Source organism: Micromonospora sp. NPDC048830, from assembly GCF_043198215.1.
Classification (GTDB): Bacteria; Actinomycetota; Actinomycetes; order Mycobacteriales; family Micromonosporaceae; genus Micromonospora.
The window spans coordinates 1-16,205 of the sequence record NZ_JBICUP010000043.1 but is presented as its reverse complement, the minus strand read 5'-3'; the positions used below and the strand labels follow the sequence as shown (position 1 = coordinate 16,205).

The 16,205-nt window shown below is 73.2% G+C and carries 14 protein-coding genes and 2 pseudogenes; 8 read left to right on the top strand and 8 right to left on the bottom strand.

Going from position 1 to position 16,205, the window contains the following annotated elements; all coding sequences use genetic code 11:
- Positions 1–238: 238 nt before the first annotated feature.
- The 3 genes from ACGFIZ_RS27650 to ACGFIZ_RS27640 are packed head-to-tail and all read right to left on the bottom strand — an operon-like array spanning position 239 to position 3,302.
- Positions 239–1,189: a VWA domain-containing protein gene (locus tag ACGFIZ_RS27650; protein WP_393423996.1), complete on the bottom strand. Its 951-nt coding sequence runs from the start codon at positions 1,187–1,189 to the stop codon at positions 239–241.
- Positions 1,186–2,211 (bottom strand): DUF58 domain-containing protein, encoded by a 1,026-nt coding sequence (locus tag ACGFIZ_RS27645; RefSeq protein ID WP_393423993.1) that lies wholly within the window; start codon positions 2,209–2,211, stop codon positions 1,186–1,188. The genes ACGFIZ_RS27650 and ACGFIZ_RS27645 overlap by 4 nt, the downstream gene beginning before the upstream one ends.
- Positions 2,190–3,302 carry a MoxR family ATPase gene (locus ACGFIZ_RS27640; RefSeq protein WP_347671279.1) on the bottom strand — a complete coding sequence of 371 codons (1,113 nt, stop codon included), beginning with the start codon at positions 3,300–3,302 and terminating at the stop codon, positions 2,190–2,192. The genes ACGFIZ_RS27645 and ACGFIZ_RS27640 overlap by 22 nt, the downstream gene beginning before the upstream one ends.
- 235 nt (positions 3,303–3,537) lie before the next feature.
- Here ACGFIZ_RS27640 and ACGFIZ_RS27635 point away from each other — a divergent pair, with 235 nt between their 5' ends.
- The 3 genes from ACGFIZ_RS27635 (at position 3,538) to ACGFIZ_RS27625 (ending at position 5,802) form a co-directional block, all read left to right on the top strand.
- Complete coding sequence (locus ACGFIZ_RS27635; RefSeq protein ID WP_393423990.1) at positions 3,538–3,768, top strand: hypothetical protein; 231 nt, start codon at positions 3,538–3,540, stop codon at positions 3,766–3,768.
- 82 nt (positions 3,769–3,850) lie between these two features.
- Positions 3,851–4,414, top strand: coding sequence for a PH domain-containing protein (locus ACGFIZ_RS27630; protein WP_393424079.1), 564 nt, complete (start codon positions 3,851–3,853; stop codon positions 4,412–4,414).
- Entirely contained in the window at positions 4,411–5,802 is a 1,392-nt protein-coding gene (locus ACGFIZ_RS27625) for a PH domain-containing protein (protein WP_393423987.1), read from the top strand. Before ACGFIZ_RS27630 ends, ACGFIZ_RS27625 begins: the two co-directional genes overlap by 4 nt.
- A 23-nt stretch (positions 5,803–5,825) precedes the next feature.
- Here the strand turns inward: ACGFIZ_RS27625 and ACGFIZ_RS27620 are convergent, their stop codons facing one another.
- Complete coding sequence (locus ACGFIZ_RS27620; RefSeq protein WP_393424076.1) at positions 5,826–6,923, bottom strand: phosphatase PAP2 family protein; 1,098 nt, start codon at positions 6,921–6,923, stop codon at positions 5,826–5,828.
- A 50-nt stretch (positions 6,924–6,973) separates the two neighbouring features.
- Here ACGFIZ_RS27620 and ACGFIZ_RS27615 point away from each other — a divergent pair.
- Positions 6,974–7,363 (top strand): annotated as a pseudogene (locus ACGFIZ_RS27615) (thioesterase family protein); the annotation flags it as partial.
- Between the two features lie 95 nt (positions 7,364–7,458).
- Positions 7,459–8,289: an MBL fold metallo-hydrolase gene (locus ACGFIZ_RS27610; RefSeq protein ID WP_393423984.1), complete on the top strand. Its 831-nt coding sequence runs from the start codon at positions 7,459–7,461 to the stop codon at positions 8,287–8,289.
- A 75-nt stretch (positions 8,290–8,364) separates the two neighbouring features.
- Here the strand turns inward: ACGFIZ_RS27610 and ACGFIZ_RS27605 are convergent, their stop codons facing one another.
- Positions 8,365–9,009, bottom strand: coding sequence for a 2'-5' RNA ligase family protein (locus tag ACGFIZ_RS27605; protein ID WP_393423981.1), 645 nt, complete (start codon positions 9,007–9,009; stop codon positions 8,365–8,367).
- A gap of 11 nt (positions 9,010–9,020) precedes the next feature.
- Positions 9,021–9,821 carry a GntR family transcriptional regulator gene (locus ACGFIZ_RS27600; RefSeq protein ID WP_393423978.1) on the bottom strand — a complete coding sequence of 267 codons (801 nt, stop codon included), beginning with the start codon at positions 9,819–9,821 and terminating at the stop codon, positions 9,021–9,023.
- Positions 9,822–10,568: 747 nt separating this feature from the next.
- Between ACGFIZ_RS27600 and ACGFIZ_RS27595 the strand changes: the two genes are divergently transcribed.
- Positions 10,569–10,859 carry a hypothetical protein gene (locus tag ACGFIZ_RS27595; protein ID WP_393424073.1) on the top strand — a complete coding sequence of 97 codons (291 nt, stop codon included), beginning with the start codon at positions 10,569–10,571 and terminating at the stop codon, positions 10,857–10,859.
- Here the strand turns inward: ACGFIZ_RS27595 and ACGFIZ_RS27590 are convergent.
- Together ACGFIZ_RS27590 and asnB are read right to left on the bottom strand one after the other, a co-directional pair.
- Complete coding sequence (locus tag ACGFIZ_RS27590; RefSeq protein ID WP_393423975.1) at positions 10,849–11,784, bottom strand: carbohydrate kinase; 936 nt, start codon at positions 11,782–11,784, stop codon at positions 10,849–10,851. The two genes, ACGFIZ_RS27595 and ACGFIZ_RS27590, sit on opposite strands and share 11 nt — an antisense overlap.
- Before the next feature lie 17 nt (positions 11,785–11,801).
- A complete protein-coding gene (asnB, locus tag ACGFIZ_RS27585; RefSeq protein WP_393423972.1) occupies positions 11,802–13,763 on the bottom strand; it encodes an asparagine synthase (glutamine-hydrolyzing) in 1,962 nt (653 codons plus the stop codon).
- A gap of 107 nt (positions 13,764–13,870) precedes the next feature.
- On the opposite strand from asnB, the gene ACGFIZ_RS27580 reads away from it, so the two are divergent.
- Positions 13,871–15,352 (top strand): aminopeptidase P family protein, encoded by a 1,482-nt coding sequence (locus ACGFIZ_RS27580; RefSeq protein WP_393423969.1) that lies wholly within the window; start codon positions 13,871–13,873, stop codon positions 15,350–15,352.
- Positions 15,353–15,827: 475 nt separating this feature from the next.
- Positions 15,828–16,205, top strand: a pseudogene (locus ACGFIZ_RS27575) (hypothetical protein); the annotation flags it as partial.

The window sequence follows — 16,205 nt, the reverse complement described above, 5'->3', positions numbered from 1 at the left end:
CTTGCTCCCTTTGCTCTGCACCCAGGGATGCGACACCCCTGCCGACCAGCGCAAGCACCGGTCGGGGCCTCCGGCGCGGATCGCCAGGGTGGTTACGCACGGCGAGCGTCGCGTCGATGGGTGCAGAGCAAAGGGCGCGTGCCCGGTCCTCCCGGTCGGCTGGTGGTGACCGTGGGTCGACCGACCGCTGTCCACCTCTCGGACGGCCGCTCACCCGGGCGCCCGTCGAGGACGACGGTCACAGCAGCCGGGACGACCAGAGCAGGCTGGTCGCGCCCGCGCAGAGCGCCAGCAGCAGGGCGATGCCCGCGTACCACTGGGTGACCTCGCGGGGCTGGGTGCGGAAGCCGATCGAACTGCCCATGTCCTGGTAGACCTGCTTCAGCTCGCTGACCGAGGCCGCCTCGTAGAAGTAGCCCTCCGTGGTCTCCGCCAGCTCGGCCAGGGCCAGCCGGTCCACCGGCACCCGCTGGAGCTGGCCGCCGATGTCGACCTGCCCCGAGTCGGTGCCGAACGCGATCGTGGAGACCGGCACGTTGGCCGCCTGGGCGGCGGCGCCCGCCTCCTCGACCGACCGGCCCGACGTGCGGAACCCGTCGGAGAGCAGCACGATCCGGGCCGGCGGGATGCCGGCCGCGCCGTCGGCCGGCACCGACCGGATCGCCTCCAGGCAGGTGAAGACCGCCTCCCCGGTCGCGGTCGCCTCGGCCAGCACCAGCCCGTCGATCGCGCTGGTCACGGCGTCCCGGTCCTTGGTGGGCGCCACCAGCACGTTGGCCGACTTGGCGAACGACACCAGCCCGAGGTTGTAGCTCTTCGGCAGCTCGCCGACGAACTGCTTGGCCGCCTCCTGGGCGGCCTCCAACCGGTTCGGCGCGACGTCGTCGGCCTGCATGGACAGCGACACGTCGATGGCCAGCATGACCGTGGCCCGCTCCAGCGGCTCCTTGGTGTCCACGGCCGGCCGGGCCAGCGCGGTGGCCAGCACCAGCAGGCAGAGCAGGAACGCCGCCGCCGGCACGTGCCGCCGCCAGCCCAACCCCCTCGGCGCGAGGGTGCGCAGCAGGTCCACATTGGTGAACCGCATCGCGTACGCCCGGCGGTGCCGCTGCCGCCAGACGTACAGCCCGGCCAGGGCGAGCACCGGCAGCACCGCCAGCAGCCACCACGGTTGCAGTAAACGGATCATCGTGTCGTCCCCCGGGTGCGGGCGTGCCGCTGCGCGGCGACGAAGCGCACCATGTCCAGCAGCCAGTCGGTGTCGGTCCGCAGTCGCAGGTGGGCGGCGCCGGCCGCCCGGAGCTGGGTGGCTATCTCCGCGCGGTGGGCGGCGGCCGCCTCGGCGTACCGGCGGCGCAGCCGCGGGTCGGCGGTCTGCACCTCGTGCAGCTCCCCGGTCTCCGGGTCGACCACCGGCAGCACCCCCACGTCCGGCAACTCCAGCTCGCGCGGGTCGACCACCTCGATCGCCAGCACGTCGTGCCGGACCCGCAGCTTACGCATCGACCGCGACCACTGCTGCGGCGGCGCCAGGAAGTCGGAGATCACCACCGCCACGCCGCGCCGGCGGGGCGGCCGGTTGAGCGCGTCGACCAGCGCCCCCAGGTCGCTGCGCCCCGGCCGCGGCTCGGTGCCGGCGATCGCCCGCAGCAGCGCCTGGGCCTCCTTGCGGCCGGAGCGGGCCGGCAGCCGGACCAGCTGCCCCGGGCCGGCCGGCGGCGCGGGCCGCCAGCGACCCGCCGGGGCGGCCGGCGGTGCGCCGCTGCCGACCACCGCCCCGATCCGGTTGCCGCCCCGCACGGTCAGGTGGGTCAGCGCGGCGGCGGCGGCCACCACCACGTCCCGCTTGAGCCAGCGGCCGGTGCCGAAGTCCAGGCTCGCCGAGAGGTCCACCGCGAGCCAGGTCTCCAGCTCCCGGTCGGCCACCGTACGCCGCACGTGCGGCGTCGTCGTCCGGGCGGTCACCGGCCAGTCCATCCGGCGTACGTCGTCTCCGGGGCGGTACTCGCGCGACTCCCCCGCCTCGCTGCCCGGGCCCGGCAGCAGACCCGCGTAGTCGCCCTGGAGCAGGCCGTCGAGCTTGCGGGTGACCAGGAGCTGGAGCCGGGACAGCACCGCCTCCGTACGGGGCGTGACGGCCGGCGACGGGGTCCACCGCGTATCCCGGGAGGGGAGGGAGGCGGGTGAGGTCACGGCCGCTGCCCGGGCCACCCGGCACCGGCGACCGGCGAACCGGGCGGGGCCGGGGTGGCCTGCTGGCGTGGGGCCACCGACGGCAGCGGGATGGTCGACATCACCCGGTGCACGACGTGGTCGGCGGGCACGTCGTCGGCGAGCGCGTCGTAGCTGAGCACCAGGCGATGGCGCAGGATGTCGGGGGCGATGTCCTGCACATCCTGCGGCAGGGCGTAGTCCCGCCCCCGCAGCAGCGCGAGCGCCCGGGTGGCCCGGACCAGGCCGAGCGAGGCACGGGGGCTGGCGCCGTACTGGATCAGTTGCGCGACGTCGGGCATGCCGTGCTCGGCCGGGGTACGGGTGGCCAGCACCAGCCGGACAGCGTAGTCCACCAGCGCGTTGTGCACGAACACCTGGTCGGCCTTGCGCTGCAGCGCCACCAGGTCGTCGGTGTCGAACACCCGCGCCGGTTCCGGCGGCGCCACGCCCATCCGGTAGACGATCTCCCGTTCCTCGGCGTCGGTCGGATACCCGACGACGATCTTCATCAGGAAGCGGTCCCGCTGCGCCTCCGGCAGCGGGTAGACGCCCTCCTGCTCGATCGGGTTCTGGGTGGCCATCACCAGGAACGGGTCCGGCACCCGGTGGGTCTCCCCGCCGATGGACACCTGGCGCTCGCTCATCACCTCGAGCAGAGCCGACTGGACCTTCGCCGGCGCGCGGTTGATCTCGTCGGCGAGCAGGAAGTTGACGAAGACGGGCCCCAGCTCGACGTCGAACTTCTCGCTGGACTGGCGGTAGATCCGGGTGCCCATGATGTCGGCGGGCACCAGGTCCGGGGTGAACTGCACCCGGGCGAACGACCCGCCCACCACCTTGGCGAGGGTCTCCACGGCGAGGGTCTTCGCCACGCCCGGCACGCCCTCCAGCAGACAGTGCCCCCGGGCGAGCAGCGCGACGAACATCCGCTCGACCATCCGGTCCTGCCCGACGATCACCCGCTTGATTTCGAACAGCGCCCGCTCCAGCAGAGTCGCGTCCTGCGCGGGTGTGGTCGGCGGTGGCGGGGGCGCCTGCGGGGCGCTGCCGTTCGGCGTCGGGGCGTCGGGCGTGGTCGGCTGGGCCACCGGTCCTCCACAGCATGATCGGTTGTCGCGGCGTGGTGCGTATCAAGACTCGCATGCCCGGCTGAGAGCCGAGGTGGGGTGAAGCCGATTTTCGCCACGCCGTCCCGCCGTTCCGAATCGCCGCTCACGGCTGGACATCGGGGGGTCCCGCATGTGTACCATTCACCCCGTCGCCGGGCGGCTCCCCCCGTGGCCGCCCGGCGCTCACTCTTCGCCGCGCCCCTAGACTGGCCGGATGAGCGATTCCCTCTCCGCCGAGGAGGCCCCGATCTGCTCGGCCAAGGGCTGTCGTGCCGCCGCGGAGTGGGCCCTGCGCTGGAACAATCCCCGCCTGCACACCGCCGACCGGCGCAAGACGTGGCTGGCCTGCGCCGACCACCGTTCCTCCCTCGGCGATTTCCTCGCCGCGCGCGGCTTCCTGCGGGAGGTCGCGCCGCTGCCCGCATCGCCTACGCTCGACTCGTGAGCGCGCGAAGCGGACCATCCCGGTGACCGGCGAGCCGACCGGCGCGTCGCCGCCCCCCTCCGGCCCCTCGTCGCACCCCGCTGTGCCCCCGCCGCACCCAGCCGGGCCCACACCGCATCCCGCCGGCCCGCCGTCGTATCCTGCCGGGCCGCCCCCGCGCGGGCCGCTCGACCCGTGGCCGCACACCGTCTCGTGGCAGCCGGTCTCGCCGGACCTGATCTGGGTGGAGCTGATCCGCCTGGCGGCGGTCCTGGGGGTGCTGCTGCTCGGGGTGGCGATCGGCTGGGCGCTGACCGGGCACTGGCTGTTCGGGGTGGCCGTCGGCGCACTCGTGCTGTCCGGCGCGTGGCGGGTGGTCACCATCGTCCGGGCGGTGCACGCCTGGGGGTACGCCGAGCGCGAGGACGACCTGCTGGTCCGGCACGGCCTGCTGGTGCGCCGGCTGTCCATCGTGCCGTACTCCCGGATGCAGTTCGTCGACGTCAGCGCCGGGCCGCTGGAACGGGCGTTCGACCTGGCCACCGTGCAGCTGCACACCGCCGCCGCGGCCAGCGACGCCCGGGTGCCCGGGCTGCGCCCGGCCGAGGCGTCCCGGCTGCGCGACCGGCTCACGGCGCTCGGCGAGGACCGCGCGGAGGGCCTATGAGCCACGGGCCGTCCGGCACCGATCCCGGCCACCGCCCACCGTCCGCTCCCGGCCCAGCCACCGCCCACTCCGGTACGGGCGAGCCGCGGCAGCGGCTGCACCCGCTGAGCCCGGCGCTGCACGGGGCGAAGTCCCTGGTGGTGGTCATCGCCGGGCTGTCCTGGTCGACCCTGTCCCGGGTCGGCTTCGGCTGGTTCGTGGCGATGGCCACCGTGCTGGCCCTCGGCGCGACGGTGCTGGCGGTGGTGAGCTGGTACAACACCGGCTACCACGTGGTGGGCCGGGAGCTGCGGGTGCACGAGGGGCTGCTGTGGCGGCGTACCCGGGCGATCCCCCTGGAACGCCTTCAGGCCGTCGAGGTGGTCCGCCCCCTGCTCGCCCAGCTCACCGGGCTGGCCGAGCTGCGGCTGGAGGTCGTCGGCGGCGGGAAGACCGAGGCGCCGCTGGCGTACCTGGGGGTCGCGGAGGCCGCCGCCCTGCGGCAGCGGCTGCTCGCGCTGGCCGGCCGGGCGCCCGCGCCGGGGCCGCAGCCGGTGGCGGAGCACGCGGTGGCGGACCAGGTGGCCCCGTTCCCGCCCGGGCGGCTCCTGCACGCCGTGGTCAACCGGGACCTCCTGGTCAGCCAGCTGCTCACCCCGCAGGCGTTCTTCCTTCCCTTCGGCGTGGCCTTCGTCGTGGCGCAGTTCCTCTCCGAGGGGTCCTGGTCGTTCATCGCGGTGGCGAGCACCCTGACCGCGATGGCCGGGGTGCTGCTGCAACCCGTGCGCCGCGTACTGGACGACTGGAACTTCCGGCTGGCCCGCGACGACGGCACCCTGCGGATCCGCAACGGCCTGTTGGAGACCCGGGCGCAGACCGTGCCGCTGCACCGGGTGCAGACGGTCGGGGTGACCTGGCCGCTGCTGTGGCGGCCCAAGGGCTGGCTGCGGCTGCGCCTGGAGGTGGCCGGCTACTCGAGCGGCGAGCCCGACGACCGGAACCGGCCGGACCGGCTGCTGCCCGTCGGCGACCTCGGCACCGGCGAGCTGGTCGTGGCGGAGGTGCTGCCCGGCGTACGGCTGACCGGGCTCGCGACGACCCCTCCCCCGCCCCGGGCCCGGTGGCTGCGCCCGCTGAGCCGGCGGGCGGTCGGCGCCGGGCTCGACGAGCGGGTCTTCGCCGCCCGGTCGGGGCTGCTCACGAGGCAGCTCGCCATCGTGCCGTGCGCCCGGATCCAGAGCGTGCGGGTGACCCAGGGGCCGGCCCAGCGGCGGCTGGGGCTGGCCACCGTGCACGCGGACACCGCGGGCGGGTCCGGCGCCGCGGCGCACGACCGCGACCTGGCGGAGGCGTGGTGGCTGGCGGCGGAGCTGACGGCCCGGGCGCGCGCCGCCCGGCGGGTCGGCTGACCCCGGGGCGACGGCGGCGCGGCTCAGCGCCCGGCCGGTACCGGGGGCAGGTCGACGGCGGCGGGCAGGTCGACGTCAGCGGGCAGGTCGACGTCGGCGGGCGGGGCGACGGCGGGCACGATCACCCGCGCCCCACCCCCGTCCGAGTGACCGGCGACGGGGGCCGCGCGGCGGGCCCGCCGGGCCGCCCACCAGCGCTCGCCCAGGCCGACGACCAGGAACGTCATCCCGACGTACGCCCAGCCCACCAGCACGTCGGTGACGTAGTGCTCGCCGGAGTAGACGAGGGTGAACGTCATCGCCAGCGGATACGCCAGCAGCAGCGGCCACCAGCGGCGGCGGGTGGCCCGCAGGAAGAACAGCACCACGAACAGCGCCCACGCGGTGTGCAGCGACGGCATGGCGGCCACCGGGTTGGCGGCGATCTGCCCCGTGTTCAGCAGGTTGCCCGCGCCGTGCATGCCGAACGCCTTCCAGCCCCGGGTGGAGATCCGGACGACCTCGGTCAGCAGTCCGTTCTGCGCCGCCCACCACGGCGGCGCGGCCGGGTAGAGGAAGTAGGTGGCCAGCCCGGCCGCGCACAGGAACCCGAAACGCCGCATGTACGCGGCCCACCGGCTCCGGTCGCGCAGCCAGAGCACCCCGGCGGCGGCGAGCGCCACCACGAAGTGCGAGAAGTAGACCCAGCTGGCGAGGACGTCCCACCAGTGCACCTGCGGCCGGTACAGGTGCTCCTGCAGCCACACGGTCGGCACCTCGCCCCCGGTGGCCCAGCCGAACATGAACCGGTCGGCGACGATCAACTCCAGCGCGTGTGGGGTGGCCCCGTTGTCGGCGAAGCCGCGGGACAGGTTGTACACCACGAGCAGCAACACCACGGGCAGCCAGTCCCGGCCGAAGCGCAGGTGGCTGCGCCACGGGCGGTGGGAGTTCCACGCGACCGTACCCGCCCAGATCCACAGGAACGCGTACGCCGGGTCCGTGGGCAGGCCGATGCCGAGCCAGCCGGCCACGAAGGCGACGGACCAGATCGACAGGCCGAGCACGCGACGGCGGCTGCCGTCGGGGGGTGCGGGCGGTCCGGTCGGGGCGGGGGGCTGGGGGTGAGTCACGACGGCCAGGTTAACGGCGGTGCCCCGACCGGCCGGCGCCGACCACCTAGGCTGTGGCCATGCAGGAGCAGTCCGAGCAACCCCTCGCCCCGGGGCTGTCCGCCCGGGTCGAGCTGACCGTGACCGACGCCGACACCGCTCAGGCGGTCGGCTCCGGGGACGTACCGGTGCTGGGCACGCCCCGGGTGCTCGCCCTGGCGGAGGCGGCGACCGTGGCGGCGACCGCGACCCGGATGCCGCCCGGCAGGACCACCGTCGGCCTCCGCGTCGAGCTCGACCACCGCGCCCCCACGCCGGTCGGCCGTACGGTGGTGGCGTCGGCCCGGCTCGTCGAGGTCGACGGGCGGCGCCTGCGGTTCGAGGTGAGCGTCACCGACGGCGACGAGACGGTCGCCGACGGGCGGGTCGATCGGGTGCTGGTCGACCGGCAGCGCTTCGTCGAGCGGGCCACCGGCGTCGGCGCAACCGAGCCCGCGGCCACGGTCATCGGCACCACCAAGCCCGCGGCCACGGTCATCGGCGCGGACGAGCCGGCGGTCGCGCCGTGACGCTGCGCTTCGACGAGGTCGCCGACCGGGTGTACGTGCTGCGGGAGCCGCTGCTCGACGTCAACGTCACGCTCGTGGTCGGCGACGGCGCGGCGCTGGTGGTGGACACGCTCTCCACGGCCGCTCAGGCCGCGGAGCTGGCCGCCGCCGCCCGCGCGGTCACCCCGCACCCGTGGACGGTGGTGAACACCCACCACCACTTCGACCACTGCTTCGGCAACGCCACCCTCGCCGCCGACCCGGCCCGCCCGGTGTACGCGCACGAGGCCGCCGCCGCCTGGCTGCGCGAGCGCCCCGACGAGCTGCGCCGCGCCGCCGCCGAGGAGATGCGCGACGGGCGGCCCGAGTTGGCCGCCGAGCTGGCGGAGACGACGCTGCTGGCCCCGACGCACACCGTGCGCCTGGAGACGGCGCTGGACGTCGGGGGCCGCCGGGTGGTGCTGCGCCACCCCGGCCACGGGCACACCGACGCCGACCTGGTCGTGCACGTGCCGGACGCCGACGTGCTGGTCGCCGGGGACCTGGTCGAGCAGGGCGGGCCGCCGGCCTTCGAGGAGTCGTACCCGCTGCAGTGGCCGGACGCGGTCGCGGACCTGCTGCGGCTGACCGGGCCCGGCACGGTCGTCGTGCCCGGGCACGGCGAGCTGGTCGACCCGGAGTTCGTCCGGGCCCAGCACGCGCAGCTGGTCGAGCTGGCCTGGCTGATCCGGGCCGGTCACACCGGCGGTGCCCCGCCGGAGCGGGTGGCGGCCGAGGCCCCCTTCGGCGCCCGAGCCGCCCTCACGGCGGCTCGCCGCGGCTACGCGGAGCTCACCGGCACGGCCTGACCGAACGCCTCGGCATCCTGATGGCAGGCGATTCCCGGTCCCGGTTACCAGGGCCGGGGAACTCCGCTGCGCCAGCTATCTCCCGATCCAGAGCGGTACGGCTTCCGTCCACTCGTACATCCGTTGATCGCGGTGGAACCGCATCAGGTCGAGACGGTCGAGCGCGAGTGGGACCGGCTCCAGCTCGACCTTGTCGAGCACTTCGGCTATCGGCTGGGCATCCTGCTCCGACTTCGAATAGGCGATGCTGACATGCGGCCGGTAATCCCCCGAATCATGTGGTGGGGGCTCGGCCCGGTTCTCGCCCAGCACCTCGACGATGACGCTGTGCACGACGGCACGCAGGGCTCTGACGGGCTCGGGCGGGTCGGCCGGCAGGTAGACCGCCTCCGGTCGGACAACGGGCCGGTGGAACGCCACCGCTGGCGGCGTCAGGATGGCGAGACGGGCACGGAGCCTGTCCGTCAATTCGGCTAGCTCGCTGTCGTTTACCTCGTCCACGAATCCGACGCCCTGCATTGTCAGGTGGAGCCACCGGGCGGGGATCAGGTCGAGCGCCGAAAGGCCACGGATACTGGCCTGATAGGTCTCCACCATCCGCACGAGCGCGGCGTGACGAGCCATGCTGAAGTGGCAGGCGTAGAAGTGCCGCCCTGACCGCCAGCCGGGCCGCCACCACCAGTGGTCGCGCATCCTGTCAACGTCGTCGGCCCCGCTCATGTCGCCCCCGGCTACACGTCTGAGAGTCCCCGAAGGTCCTCGGGACCAGCGGGGATGTCGTACTCATCGATGATCTCGATGCTGTCCGCGGGCCAGATCGACTCGGACACCTCAAGAAGCGTCTGGTCAGCGGCCCGCGCGACATGCACCAGGTGCAGGACTCCCCTGCTTGCAGAAATGCGCAGCGCCTCGGCCTCAGCCGTGCTGGGCATCCTCCACTGCCAGTGGTCCCGAGCGTGCGCGTACCGCTTGCCACTCAGATCCTCCACGCACAGGAACAGCGCTTTCGGCACGACCTCCCGGGCTTCCAGGTAGGAGCCGGCAGCGAAGGACAACGGCAGGTAGCTCGCGCCCAACTCCTGTGGCTTACCCGTATCCCGGTTGAAGAGGGTGCGGCGACGGACGACCATCTCCGTGCCGGGCTCAAGGGCGGCCAGCAACGCGATGCGCTCCGGCGGGGTGATGCGTCCGACCTCGGTGATCTCGTGGCGAAGGTGCGAGGTGAGCAGTTGCCGGTCGTTTCGGGCTCGGCCGTACCGGAAGCGCGAACGGCGCTGTAGCCGTCGATTCTGGGCGACGAAGGTGCCCACTCCGTGTCGGGCCTCCACCAAGCCCTCGCCCCGGAGCACCCCGATCGCGTTTCTCATCGTTTGCAGCGATAGCCCGGGGAAGCTCGTGCGGAACCGTTCGAGCAGAGCGGTCTCGGGAGGCAACCGCTCACCCGGCCCGTAGAGCCCATCCTTGATCTCACGGCGCAGCTCATCGGCAATGCGCTGGTACTTCGGAGCCTTCGCGCCGAGGTCGCTCGTCATCACTACCTCCCCGTCCAAGCTTAATCCTCTAGAGGACTTGACGTCTGCGCCGGGCAATCATAATGTGCCAACTGCGGATCCTCTAGAGGACTACAGGTCTCGGGGGTAACCCGCTGTTGAGCAGGCCCGGAGCGGGTGCTGGGTCAACGGTCGGCCGCGATGGGTCGACTGCCCCCGCCCGCTCCGGCGCCGCTACACCCAGCGAAGAAGGGCTTGAAGGTGCAGACGACCGTCGACCGTCCCGTGGACACGGTGGAGAAGGTGCTCGGCGAGGTGCCGGTACCGCCGTACGTGACGCAGCAGCACGTGGGACTCGCTATGCGGGCAGTACTGCAACACGGGCCGGAGTCGTGGCCGGTTGGCGAGCTGTGCCGCAGCGATCTGACCCCGTACCCGTGCCGGCTGCACCGGTGGGGGCGGGCGGTGCTGCGTACCCGGGGCATGACCGACCGGGCCGTCGACGACCTCGTGGCCCGCGCGGAGCAGTCGGTGCGCGTACCCGACGGGCGGCGGGCGGTGGCGGCGCTGGTGCTCCTGCGGCCTGCGCTGGACCACCTGCCCCGACCGCCACGCACCCGTGCCTACCGAACCCAGCGCCTGTGGAGCTGCCCCGTCCATGCGCCCAGGCACCCAAACCGCCCCACCGCGCAACAGCCGCTGGTGGGACGAGGCGACCCGCGCCAACCCACAGGTCGGCCGCGTCGGACGCCTCACCCCCGCGCAGACCTGGCGGGCCAACGGCGGCCACTGGTGACCCCACCACGCCCGCACCTGCCGATCCACCCGCTGTGGCTGTGCCGCGCCTGCGCCGCACCCTGGCCGTGCGCCACCGCCCGACTCACCCTCCTCCGCGAGTACGCCCACGACCGCGTCGCGCTGCTCGTCCACCTCGGCGGGCAACTCCACGACGCCGCAGACGACCTGTACCGACTCAACCCGCACGACGGACCGGAGCCCCGGCACCTCTTCGACCGGTTCCTGGGCTGGGCACTCATCCGCCGGGCAGCTGGCGACGACCGGACCCGGATCAGTCCGTGAAGCGGCGCAGGACCTCGGCGCGGGTGGGCATGGCGGTGGCGCCACCTGGGGACTCGCAGACCAGCCCGGCGACCCGCAGCGCGAACGCCACCCGCCGGTGCCACTCGGCGGGGTCGGTGGGCTCGCCGTCGACGAGCAGCTCGGCGACGAGGGCGCCCATCACCGAGTCGCCCGCGCCGGTCGCGTCGACGGCGCGCACCTTCGGCGCGGGGACGCGTACCGGATCGCCGTCGGCCGCGGCGACCACGGCGCCGTCCGGGCCGAGGGTGACCACGACGGTCGCCGCCCCCAGCTCCCGCAGGTACGCCGCGACCCCCTCGACCGGCTCACCGGGGTAGAGCAGCCTCGCGTCGGCGGCGCTCAGCTTCACCAGGTGCGCGGAGGCGGCGAACTCCGCCACCGTCTCCCGCAGCCCGGCCAGCGCGTCCGGCCCGTCGAGCAGCCGGGGCCGGACGTTCGGGTCGAACACCCGTAGCGCGCCGGCGGTGGCCCAGGCCCGCCGCGCCGCGGCCAGCACAGCCGGGCAGAGCAGCACGACGGACCCGCAGTAGAGCACGTCGGCGCCCTCGACCAGGCCGACGTCCAGGTCGTCGGCGGTGAGCAGGCCGTACGAGGGCGGCTCGCCGTAGAAGCGGAACTCCGGCTCGGCGCCGGAGTGGGTGGCCACCGCCAGCGCGGTCGGCACGGCGGCGGTGACGGCCCCGTCGAGCCCGACGCCGGCGGCCTCCAGGAACGCCCGGATCCGCCCGGCGAGCACGTCGTCGCCGAGCGAGCCGACGAACTGCACGCGCCCGCCGAGCCGGGCCACCGCGACGGCCACGTTGAGCGGCCCGCCGCCGATCGCCTGCCGGAAGACGGGCGCGCCGTCGCACTCCGCGTCGAGCAGGTCGACCAGCGCCTCGCCGAGCACCACCGCGTATCCCATGGCCGCTGCCTACCCGCTCAGCGGACCATGGAGCCGACCACCGGCTTGGTGAGCAGCGCGGACTGGTTGCGCTGGATGCCCGGGTCGAGCGTCTTGGCGACGAAGATCGCGTGCCAGATGCAGAAGATCAGCACGGTCCACACCTTGCGGGAGTGGTCCGCCTCCTCCCGCTTGTGCTCCTCCAGCAGCCGCATCGCGTACGACAGGTCGATCAGCTCGCCCGCGCCCGAGTTGGACAGCACCCAGCGGGCCCACTCGTACATCTCGCCGCGCAGCCAGACCCGGGTGGGGGTCGGGAAGCCGAGCTTGCGGCGGTTGACGATGGCCGGGGGCACCACACCCTGCAACGCCTGGCGCATCGCGTACTTGGTGGCGTCCGAGCGGGGCGGCAGCTTCAGGTCCACCGGGATCTGGGCGGCCACCTCGAACACCTCCCGGTCCAGGAACGGCACCCGGACCTCCAGCGAGTGCGCCATCGAGATCCGGTCGGCCTTGACCAGGATGTCGCCCCGCAGCCAGGTGTACAGGTCGACGTACTGCATCTTGGTGACGTCGTCCAGCTCGGTGCACTCGGCGTAGATGGGGGCGGTGACGTCGGTGTAGCGCACCGAGGGGTCGTAACGGCGCAGCAGGTGCTGCTTCTCCTCCTCGGTGAACATCCGGGCGTTGCCGTAGTAGCGCTGCTCGATCGGGGTGGTGCCGCGCTCCAGGAAGCTCTTGCCCTTGACCCCCTGCGGGATCGCCTTCGACACCGCCCGCAGGCCCTTCTGCACGCCGCCGGGCAGGCTGTTGACGCTGTTCAGCGACAGCGGCTCCCGGTAGATCGTGTACCCGCCGAAGAACTCGTCGGCGCCCTCGCCGGACAGGACGACGGTGACGTGCTCGGCGGCCTTCTTCGCCACGAAGTACAGCGGCACCAGCGCCGGGTCGGCCACCGGGTCGTCCAGGTGCCAGACGATCTTCGGCAGCGCCTCGATCATGTCCTGCGGACCGATCTTGGTCGGGATGGTGGTCACGTCGAGGTGCCGGGCCGAGTCCTGGGCGACGTCGATCTCCGAGTACCCGGGCACGTCGTAGCCGACCGTGAAGGTGAGGATGTTCGGGTTGAACTCGCGGGCGAGGGCGACCACGGCGGTCGAGTCGATACCGCTGGACAGGAACGAGCCGACCGGCACGTCCGAGCGCATGTGCATCCGGACGCTCTCCCGCAGCGTCTCCCGGATGTGGTGGTAGAGCCGCTGCTCGTCGCTGACCGGGGTGGGCCGGAACACCGGCCGGTACCACCGGCGCACCTCGATCCGGCCGCCCGGGGTCCAGGTGAGGTACTCCCCGGAGCCGATCCGGTTGATCCCCCGGTGCAGCGTGCCGGGCTCCGGGACGTACTGCAGGGTCAGGTAGTGGCTCAGGTTCGCCGTGTCGATCCCCGCGTCCCCCTGGTACGCCGACTGCGCGAACGGCAGCAGCGCCTTCTTCTCGGAGGCGAGGTAGAGCCCGTCGGCCGTCTCCAGGTAGTGCATCGGCTTGATGCCGAAGTAGTCGCGGGCACCGAACGCGCGGCGCTCCTGCCGGTCCCAGATGACGAACGCGAACATGCCGCGCAGCCGGCTGAGCACCTGCTCGCCCCAGTAGTGGTAGCCGGCGACGATGACCTCGCCGTCGCCGGCGGTGGCGAACTGGGCGCCGTAGGTGCGGGCCAACTCCTCCCGCAGCTCGATGTAGTTGTAGATCTCGCCGTTGAAGGTGAGCAGGTAGCGACCGCCCGCGTAGGGCAGTGGCTCGTGGCTGGACGCCACATCGATGATCGCCAGGCGCTTGTGGCCGAACACCGCGTCCGCGTAGTGGCCGGTGGCGTCCCCGACCACCTCGACCCCTGTCTCGTCCGGTCCGCGGTGGTGCAGGCATTCCAGCGCCCCCGCGATGTTGTCGCGGTGGGCGGCGGCGTTGCCGTTCGCACTGAAGAAGGCCAGGAGTCCGCACATGGTGGTCATCTTTCCATGCGCCGGCGGCGGGCGTCGCAGCACCGGGCTCTGCGGGAAGGCTCGCGCGCGATACCGTCTGCACCAGCGACGAGGCGGAGGGAGCGGACATGACCGAGCAGCGCACGGACGGCCAGCCGGCGGACGGCACCGAGTCGCACGACCCGGACTTCCCGGAGGCGTTCCTGGCCTTCATGCGCCAGGGGTGGCGGGACAGCACGCTGCCGGTCGGGCCCCGGGTCGAGGTGCCCAACCACGCCAAGCGGCGGGCCGCGCTCTCCACGGCCTTCCCGGGCGAGACGCTGGTGATCCCCAGCGGCGGGGAGAAGGTACGCGCCAACGACACGGAGTTCCGGTTCCGGCCCGGCAGCGACTTCGTGTACCTGACCGGCGACCACGCCCCCGACAGCGTGCTCGTGATGCGCCCGAACGGCTCCGGGCACGACGCCACCCTGTACATGCGGCCCCGGGCGTCCCGGGAGACCGACGAGTTCTTCCGCAGCCGGCACGGCGAGCTGTGGGTCGGCCGCCGGCACACCCTCGCCGAGAAGTCGACGGAGCTGGGCCTGCCGACCGCCGACCTGGCCGAGCTGGACGCCGCGCTCGCGGGCCTCGCGCCGGGGCGTACCCGGGTGCTGCGCGGCTTCGACAGCCACGTCGACGCGGCCGTGCTTCCGTACGACGGGCCCCGCGAGCAGGGCCAGCCGGGGCGGGACCGGGAGCTGGCGATCGCCGTCTCCGAGCTGAAGCTGGTCAAGGACGAGTGGGAGATCGCCCAGCTCCAGGACGCGATCGACGCCACCGTGCGCGGCTTCGAGGACGTCGCCCGGATACTGCCGGCCGACCGCGCCGTCTCCGAGCGGCTGCTGGAGGGGATCTTCGCGCTGCGCGCCCGGCACGACGGCAACGACGTCGGCTACGGCTCGATCGTCGGTGCCGGCGAGCACGCCACGATCCTGCACTGGGTGCACAACCACGGCGTCACCCGCCCCGGTGAGCTGCTGCTGATGGACATGGGCGTGGAGAACCGCAACCTCTACACCGCCGACGTCACCCGCGTGCTCCCCGTCGACGGGCGGTTCACTTCGCTGCAGCGCCAGGTCTACGACATCGTGTACGCCTCGCAGCAGGCCGGCATCGACTTCATCAAGCCGGGGGTGAAGTTCAACGACGTCCACCGGACGTGCATGCGGGTGCTCGCCGAAGGGCTGCACGAGCTCGGCCTGCTGCCGGTGAGCGTCGAGGAGGCGATGGACGAGAAGTCGACGATCTACCGCCGGTGGACGCTGCACGGCTTCGGGCACATGCTCGGCATCGACGTGCACGACTGCGCCAACGCCCGCAAGGAGATGTACAAGGACGGCGAGCTGAACGAGGGCTACGTGCTGACCGTCGAGCCGGGCCTGTACTTCCAGCCCGAGGACGACCTGGTCCCCGAGGAGCTGCGCGGCATCGGCATCCGAATCGAGGACGACGTGCTGGTCACCACGGCCGGCGCGGTCAACCTCTCGGCGGGCCTGCCGCGGCGGGCCGACGAGGTGGAGATCTGGCTGGCCGAGCAGCGCGAGGCGGGTCCGCGCCTGCCCGGCTGATTCCCGGTACGACCCACGCGGCGGGCCCCGCCGCCGCCCGATCTGCACCGGCGGCGGGGTGACCCGATCGCCGCGTCCGGGTCAGGGTGATGCACCCATGTCCGCGACATGGGGGTGTTCGAGCGCTCCGGATGCCGCCATGTCGCCGACATCGAGTCGATCAAGACGCGGCGCCCCCCGACCCCACCCGGAGCCGGTCACCCCCCGTCGTGCGCCGGCATCGACCCGACGTGCCGACCTGCGGCCGGCGACCCTTTTCCGGCCCGGATCCTCCGCCCGGCACGTTCCTGCCCGGGGCCGCTCCGTGCCACCTGCCGCCCGATGCGAGCAAAATGCGGGGTTTTTTCAGATACGTCCTCGTCGTGGAGGATCCTTCTCATACGGTGGAGATCGGAGGCTGCAACCGATTTGTAGCTGGTCGCGCCCGCTCGGGCGGTGCGACCCCGTCTGGTAGCAGGAAAGGGCGGAAGCTCTGATGTCCAACGACGAAACCACTCCCGGCAGCGGGCCGACGGCCGCACCGAACAGAAGACGGCGCATCTGGGTCGCCACCGGCGTGGCCGGCCTGACCGGCGTTGTCGGCCTGGCGGCGATCGGTGGGTTGGCCGCCCGCAACGACAGGTCCGACGACACGAAGACGGACCAGCACGCGGCCAGCACGAGGCAGAACGTCAGCGACACGGGCAGGGCCGAGGAGGAGGCCGGTGAGGAATCCGGCAAGGACGACTGGCGCGACGAGTGGTCCGACCGTGACGAGCGCGATCACGACGAGGGCCAGGTTCGTGAGGTGCGCTGTGACGACGACGCGTTGGTGGAGGCGTTCGTCCGGCTCAACAACGAGGAGGGCGGCACG